Origin of the sequence: Rhodococcus sp. DMU2021 (genome assembly GCF_019641445.1) — a bacterium.
Classification (GTDB): domain Bacteria; phylum Actinomycetota; class Actinomycetes; order Mycobacteriales; family Mycobacteriaceae; genus Rhodococcus; species Rhodococcus pyridinivorans.
The window spans coordinates 1-4,483 of sequence record NZ_JAIFKB010000058.1 but is presented as its reverse complement, the minus strand read 5'-3'; the positions used below and the strand labels follow the sequence as shown (position 1 = coordinate 4,483).

Annotated in this window: 5 protein-coding genes; 3 read left to right on the top strand and 2 right to left on the bottom strand. The window is 67.9% G+C overall.

Features of this window, described 5'->3' with window-relative positions:
- Positions 1-75 precede the first annotated feature (75 nt).
- Positions 76-1,794, bottom strand: coding sequence for a relaxase/mobilization nuclease domain-containing protein (locus K3M35_RS25415; protein WP_220667246.1), 1,719 nt, complete (start codon positions 1,792-1,794; stop codon positions 76-78).
- 12 nt (positions 1,795-1,806) lie between these two features.
- A complete protein-coding gene (mobC, locus tag K3M35_RS25410) occupies positions 1,807-2,244 on the bottom strand; it encodes a plasmid mobilization relaxosome protein MobC (RefSeq protein WP_220667245.1) in 438 nt (145 codons plus the stop codon).
- A 372-nt stretch (positions 2,245-2,616) separates the two neighbouring features.
- Between mobC and K3M35_RS25405 the strand changes: the two genes are divergently transcribed.
- The 3 genes from K3M35_RS25405 to K3M35_RS26800 all read left to right on the top strand — a co-directional run bounded on the left by K3M35_RS25405 (position 2,617) and on the right by K3M35_RS26800 (position 4,452).
- Entirely contained in the window at positions 2,617-2,784 is a 168-nt protein-coding gene (locus K3M35_RS25405) for a hypothetical protein (protein WP_229568915.1), read from the top strand.
- A gap of 473 nt (positions 2,785-3,257) precedes the next feature.
- Positions 3,258-4,103, top strand: coding sequence for a replication initiation protein (locus K3M35_RS25400; protein ID WP_220667243.1), 846 nt, complete (start codon positions 3,258-3,260; stop codon positions 4,101-4,103).
- Positions 4,093-4,452, top strand: a complete 360-nt coding sequence (locus K3M35_RS26800) for a helix-turn-helix domain-containing protein (protein WP_220667242.1) — start codon at positions 4,093-4,095, stop codon at positions 4,450-4,452. Before K3M35_RS25400 ends, K3M35_RS26800 begins: the two co-directional genes overlap by 11 nt.
- Positions 4,453-4,483 lie beyond the last annotated feature (31 nt).

Here is a 4,483-nt window from a genome sequence, read left to right as displayed (position 1 = left end):
CGATGAACGAGGGCAAGCCGATGCGCAGCGGCGGCGCGGCAGCACCTCGCATCCCGAGCAAACTGTTTCAGCAGGTCACAGCTCGTAACCGCGCCCACGCTCCGGCTCGTGGCCGGGGAACGTCGGGGGCGTCGGCGGCCGATGCGGAGGCCGGTGCCGATCGGATCGGGCCGGGGACGGCTCCTTCGCCGGCCGCGTCGGTGTCAGGTCCGCGCGGGCAGCCCGCACCACCGACTCGAGCTGGGGGGTCCGTTTTTCGGACCTGGTGTTCTCCCACATGCCCTCGACCAGGATTTTCGCTGCGGCCGCGGCCGCAGCCTGCCCCGCAGCCGCCGACGCCGACTCTCCCTGCCGGAACACCTTGGTCGGATCCGTCTTCGAGGTCACCGACCACTGGCCCTCGTCGCTGACCCACATCCGCAGATCGATCCCAGCCACGTCGCGTCGCCACCCTCCACCTGGGATTTCGGCCCACTTCGCGGCGTCCTTGGCGCGGGCTTCTCGCTCCGCCTTGGCCTTCGCGATCGCGTACTCCCGCTTCGCTGCCGCCTTGTTCTGTTCCTGATCCCGCATCTGCTGCGTCACCGACCGGGGCGACGACTGCATCGCTGCCTCCACCGCCGCCAGCACCTCCGGCGCCACCTCCACCTGCGAGTCCTGTGGCTGACGGCGCGGCTGAGGCTGCGGCCGGCTGAACGCATCGATGGCCGCCTCGGTGTCACGTCGGCGCTGGTCCTCCATGCGCTGCTGCTCGTCCCTCTCGTGTCTGACCTTCCGCCACTTCTGCTCGCCCCCGCTCGGACCCCGCAACGCTGTCACCTCCTGCACCAGCCGGTTCCGCACCTGCTGCCACCGCTGCGCAGCGAACTGCTCCTGCCCAACCTGCTGCCTGCGCTTTTCCCAGTTCACCGCCCGCTCCAGCCGCTTCTTCGGCAGCTCATGCGCCGGCACCCGACGATCCGGCACCGGCCCGTCGAGCACCGCTGACAGCTGCTTCCACGACAGCTTCCGGTCCAGCTGCGACGCCGAGAACCACACCGGCGTCCCCTCGGCATCGACGTGCCCGGACAGATGGAAGCTGTAGCCGTTCATCCGTCCCGTGGATGCCTCATTCCGCCGCACCTGCACCGGGGCAACAGGATTCGACGTCAACGCCGCCTCGAATGCCTCCAGCCCGCCACCTGCGGACACATCCCGCGCAGCGGCCACCAGCTCCCGCAGCTGCATCTTCGCCGCCACCACACCGGATTCCATCGCCATACGCTGCTCACCCGTGCTGAGCTGGCGACCCTGGCCCCGGGCCGGCACAGGCACCCGCACCAACCCGAACCGCTGCTCCACCTCACGCATCACCTCGACCACCCGCCACCGATCGTGACGGTTCTTCCAGGTCCGGCCCTCGAAATCGACCCGACACAGAGCAAGGTGAATGTGATCGTCGTCGTGCCGCACCGCCACCCACGGATGCGTCTCGTATCCCATCCGCTCCGCAACCAGCTGCGCGATGTCGGCGAACTCGGCATCGGTCAGCCGCCGATCCCCCGGCGCGCACCGCAGCGAACAATGCCAAATCGGCTTCGACACCCGCGCGTTGGTCTTCGCGGCCCGCTCGAAATCACGGCCCCACCGCTGCGGATTCCTGGCGGTGACCTGAACCGTTCCCGCGATCACCTGGCCGCCGGTGAACAGTCGGCCGGCCTCGTCACGGTAGGTGTGCGGGGTCTCCTTCCCCGGCCCGTGCAGATACGCCGCCAACCCCTTCGGATCAGCACCGGTGCTGATCTTCGCGATCACCCCGCCCCGCTCTCAGCCCTCGAGCGCGTCAAGCCGATCAGCCATACGCGCCAACGTCTGCCCGTACTGCGGCCAGTGCTGACGCAAATGCTGCTCGATATTCGCCGGGACCTGACCAGAATTGATCGCCCGAGCGATCTGATTCAAGTTATTGCCCCACCGCGCCATCTCCTGCCGCAGCGCCGCGATCTCCTGCGCCGCCTCCGAAGACACCGCACTCTGCCGCGGCCGCACCTTCCCCAGATAACCGGCCACCGCCCGCTCGCGCACCCACGCCCCGAGCTGCCGATACCCGTCCGCCAGCGCGGCCGCGATCCACGCGGCCTCCTCCGCCTCGGACAAACGCACCGCCACGGTGCGGATCCGCTTCGCCGGCCCCGCGTCAGCGGCCTGCGAAGCACCGGCCCGGGCGCTGGCCCGGGCCTCCGTCGATGAAGCGTCAGCGGCCATCGGCGGCCCCCTCCTGTGAGCGAAGCGAACGGGAGGCGAGCGCCCAGAGTTACGCAGTGACGAAGTCACGGAGTAACTCTGGGCATAGCTCGCTCTGGTGTGCGATCACCACGATAACCAGACGGACGGACATCTCCGGGCGGTGAGCGCACACCAGGTCGAGGGGGCACGGACACGGGCCGACCGGTGGGCGAGGACGCGAGGAACGAGCGGTCCGAGAACACCGTCGGACCGGGGCCGGGACACCTCGACGGCGGGCCGCCCAGCGGCACGCTTCGCCGGTCCGGTCACGGGCCGGCGCGCACCCGACCGCACCATCCGTCAACGACCGGACCCCATCGACAATCCAAGTTGCCGCAGCGACCAGTCGAATTGACTTCACATTCGGGCGGGGACCACATCGGCGACGCCACCGACGCGTCCGATCCATCGACATGGTTCACCGCCCCACCAGGACAACCGGATGTCGAAGAGTACGAGCACGGATTCCTGGCCGGATTCGCCGACTACCTCGACAACGCCCACCCCGGCCGTCCGTAAAGGCCACTCATCCCCGAAAACGGCTCTGACGCGCTCTCAGGGCCGTACCCGGCTTACCTGCCGCACTCCCAGTCGAACCAGTCACCTTGGGTGCGGCAGGACCTGCCGTGGTCCCGTCAAGAAGCAGTTCGAAGTACAGGGGGAAGGGAGGCACGGGGGTGGGTTTTCCCTGAGGGGTCGGCGGAACATCTGACTCGGTTCGGATCAACTTTGAACACGCCAGGAGAAATCCGCGGGTTCGCGGAGATGCCGCCGGCCCGGACACAGGGGACCCCCTAAGAACCCCGGTGGCCCGGAAAAACCGGATTACCTGACTATAGCTTTGGCATGTCCTACTCCAATATCGATCTTGTCTGTGCCAAGCTTCCTCCGTGGTGGAAACGACGATGACGCCCGAGCGGTGGGAATCAGAGCACTGGTTCGGCCGCTACCCGCTAGCGTCGAACGACCCTCGGATCGAGGGGGCCTGGCGGATGCCCCGCAACGAAGCGCTGCTGCGGCGGTTCATCCAGATGAATCCCCGCGAGTACGTCTCGCAGATCGTGGTCGATATCGACCATCCCGACGCCGAGTTGCGGGCCTTCACGCTCCACGAGGTCGGCCTGGTCCCGAACCTGTTCGCCTACTCGACCCGGCCGGGCCACGGACAAGCTGTGTTTCTCCTGGAAGCGCCCGTGCCTCTGAGCGACGCCAGCCACCGCAAACCCATCAACCTGCTGGCCCGCTGCCAGCAGGGCCTGACCGTCGCTCTCGGCGGCGATCGGCACTACGCGGGACCTCTGGGCCGGAATCCGCTGCACCCGCTCGCCAACACCCGCTGGTGCAGCCCGAGGCCCTACGGACTGCGGGATCTCGCGCGTGGCCTGGGCGAACTGCTGCCGAGAAGACCCCAAAGCACCCGAGTCGAGGACTGCATCGAGTCCGCCCTCGGCCGCAACTGCTGGATGTTCGACACCACCCGCCGGTGGGCATACCGCGCCTGGACCCGCTACCCGAATCGCTCGGACTGGGACGAAGCCGTCTACGCCTACACCTGGAGCCGGAACCCCGAGCTCCACCGCCACCCGCTCGGCCCCCTGCCCGACTCCGAACTACGCAGCATCGCCAAGTCCGTCTCCGCCTTCGTGTGGAACTCTGAGCTGCGCAAACTCGGTCCCGAACAGTTCGAAGCCAACTACCGCCGGTGGAAGGCAGAATGCGGCCGCAAGGGCGGTCGCAAGGGCGGCAGAGTGGTGTCGGCTGCGAAAATCGAAGCCAACCGCACACGCGCAACCAAGATCGACATCAAGGCGCTTCTGGAGGCTGACCGTGGCTGCTGAACATCCTGTGCGCCGCAACCGCACCGCCCGCGAACTCGCCGAACAGTTCGGCGCATCCACCCGCACCATCGTCCGGCTGATGGCTGAACCACGAGACGAGTTCGAGGCACGAGCACGTCAGCGACGCGAACACGCCGCCCAGATGCGCAGGGAAGGAAAGACGTACAAGGAGATCGCCGAGGACATGGGCATCTCCACCGGCGCGGTCGGCGCGCTCCTGCACATCGCCCGCAAAGAAGGGCTGCTGCCCCCAAGCCCCAGCGATGAACGAGGGCAAGCCGATGCGCAGCGGCGGCGCGGCAGCACCTCGCATCCCGAGCAAACTGTTTCAGCAGGTCACAGCTCGTAACCGCGCCCACGCTCCGGCTCGTGGCCGGGGA